Below are 1,931 nucleotides of genomic sequence, written 5' to 3' on the forward strand. Positions count from 1 at the left end.
ACGGCATGGCTGATATCTATATCGATCTGGCTGCAGAAGAAGCGATCGCTGCTGAGAAAGAAGGTTGTAAAATAGCAGTGGAGGTTAAAAGCTTTGCCGGTGGCTCAACTATCTCTCAATTTCACACCGCTCTTGGTCAGTTTCTTAACTATCGGATTGCTTTAGAAATATCTGATGAGCCAGAACGCATTTTGTATCTGGCGATTCCCAAAGATACCTACCAAATGTTCATCAGATTTGAACCTGCCAAAACTGTGATTGAACGATATGAAGTCCGGTTAATTGTTTACGATGCGAACCATGAGGTGATTGACCAATGGATAAATTAGATCAATATCGTCAGATTACCTGCGAATTTTTAGAAAGCTTTGCCAGTTATGATATCAATGCTCAACTTATCTTTGATAGAGAACGGGATCGTTATCTGGTTTTCCACAACGAATGGCGTAATGAGTACCGGATCTATGGCTGTGCCATGCATCTTGAGCTAATCGAAGGTCAAATCTGGATACAGCACAATAGTACGGAGATTTATATCGATCGTGAATTGATTGAGCGGGGTGTTTCTGCCAAAGATATTATACTGGGATTTCGCTCTCCCAGCGTCCGCCAACTTATTGCTGCTGCGATGGAAGACTAGGGGCAAGAGCTCCAGAGTTTTTTAGTAAAATAAAACAGATGCACCCAATCCGGAAATAGGGAGATATTTGATATGGTTTTCCCCTTGCCAGATAAATACATTGATCTGCTCACGGATTTCGGCTTTAAGCGCGTCTTTGGCACTGAGCCAAATAAGGCACTGTTGATCGACTTCTTGAATACTCTGCTGCCTCCCCAGCATCAGATTCAGGATGTCACCATTAAGAATCCAGAGTTCTTGGGTAAGACCTTAGTGGACAGAAGAGCAATTTTTGATATTTATTGTCAGAGCACAACCGGTGAACGCTTCATTGTGGAAATGCAAAAGGCAAAACAAACGTTCTTCAAAGACCGCAGTGTCTACTATGCCACTTTTCCCATCCAAGAACAGGCGCAACAGGGAAATTGGAATTATCAGCTAACGGCAGTCTACACCGTGGGTATTCTGGATTTTAGTTTTGATGACCATAAGCACGATTCAGAACTGTTGCATGTGGTAGAGCTAAAAAATCAGCGGTGTGAAGTGTTTTACGATAAGTTGAAATTCATCTATGTGGAACTCCCGAAATTTACTAAATCTGTTGATCAACTAGAAACCCATTTTGATAAGTGGTTATTTTTATTGAGGCATCTCGCCAGCTGTAATGCTCCCCCAGAAACGTTGCAAGGGGATGTGTTTGCCCAGCTATTTGAGGTGGCCGAGATTGCCAATTTCTCCTCTGAAGAGCAAGCCCTGTACCAGGATAGTCTGAAGGTCTACCGGGATATGTACAGTGTTAATCAAACCTTGATTCAGGAAGGTAGACTTGAAGGTCTCGAACAAGGCAGACTTGAAGGTCTCGAACAGGGTCTTGAACAAGGTAGACTTGAAGGTCTCGAACAGGGTCTCGAACAAGGTAGACTTGAAGGTGAACAAGCAGGTGAACAAGCAGGTATACAAAAGGTTGTTAAACAGATGAAGGCAGCAGGGTTACCTCTAAAGGATATTGCTCAATATACTGGTTTGAGTGTGGATGACATTGATCAGTTGTGAACAAACCCTATTCCCTGTTCCCTGTTCCCTGTTCCCTCTTGCCTATTGCCTCTTGCCTCTTGCCTATTCCCTGTTCCCTGTTCCCTGTTCCCTCTTCCCAACATACCCATAACTTCTCCTTAGCTCCAGGATTCCTAACAAAGTAATCTTCCAGCAATTCACAGCCCCGACGCAGCAGCTCACCTAAACTTTCAACCTTCCAAATTCTGGCAGTTTTGTCTAATGAAGCAGTGGCCAGCCTCTGTCCATCCGGGCTGAA

4 protein-coding genes are annotated in these 1,931 nt (G+C 43.8%); 3 read left to right on the forward strand and 1 reads right to left on the reverse strand.

Going from position 1 to position 1,931, the window contains the following annotated elements; genetic code table 11:
• The 3 genes from F6K38_RS14990 to F6K38_RS15000 all read left to right on the forward strand — a co-directional run.
• Nucleotides 1-329 (forward strand): element excision factor XisH family protein (locus tag F6K38_RS14990; RefSeq protein ID WP_287356844.1); only part of this gene is annotated, 329 nt, incomplete at its 5' end.
• The gene (locus F6K38_RS14995; RefSeq protein ID WP_287356846.1) at nt 317-640 is read left to right on the forward strand and encodes a XisI protein; all 324 of its coding nucleotides are present in this window, start codon (nt 317-319) and stop codon (nt 638-640) included. The genes F6K38_RS14990 and F6K38_RS14995, both read left to right, overlap by 13 nt.
• Nucleotides 641-712: 72 nt before the next feature.
• Nucleotides 713-1,672 (forward strand): Rpn family recombination-promoting nuclease/putative transposase, encoded by a 960-nt coding sequence (locus F6K38_RS15000; protein ID WP_287356848.1) that lies wholly within the window; start codon nt 713-715, stop codon nt 1,670-1,672.
• Between the two features lie 7 nt (nt 1,673-1,679).
• On the opposite strand, the gene F6K38_RS15005 is transcribed toward F6K38_RS15000, so the two are convergent.
• The coding region (locus tag F6K38_RS15005; RefSeq protein WP_287356850.1) for a hypothetical protein at nt 1,680-1,931 on the reverse strand (252 nt) is incomplete at its 5' end.

It is taken from the genome of Moorena sp. SIO3B2 (assembly GCF_010692525.1).
GTDB lineage: Bacteria > Cyanobacteriota > Cyanobacteriia > Cyanobacteriales > Coleofasciculaceae > Moorena > Moorena producens.

What these genes read in the sequence shown, in the direction of transcription:
- F6K38_RS15000 (WP_287356848.1), top strand. Translation starts at nt 713, where the DNA reads ATGGTTTTCCCCTTGCCAGATAAATACATTGATCTGCTCACGGATTTC.
- F6K38_RS14995 (WP_287356846.1), top strand. Translation starts at nt 317, where the DNA reads ATGGATAAATTAGATCAATATCGTCAGATTACCTGCGAATTTTTAGAA.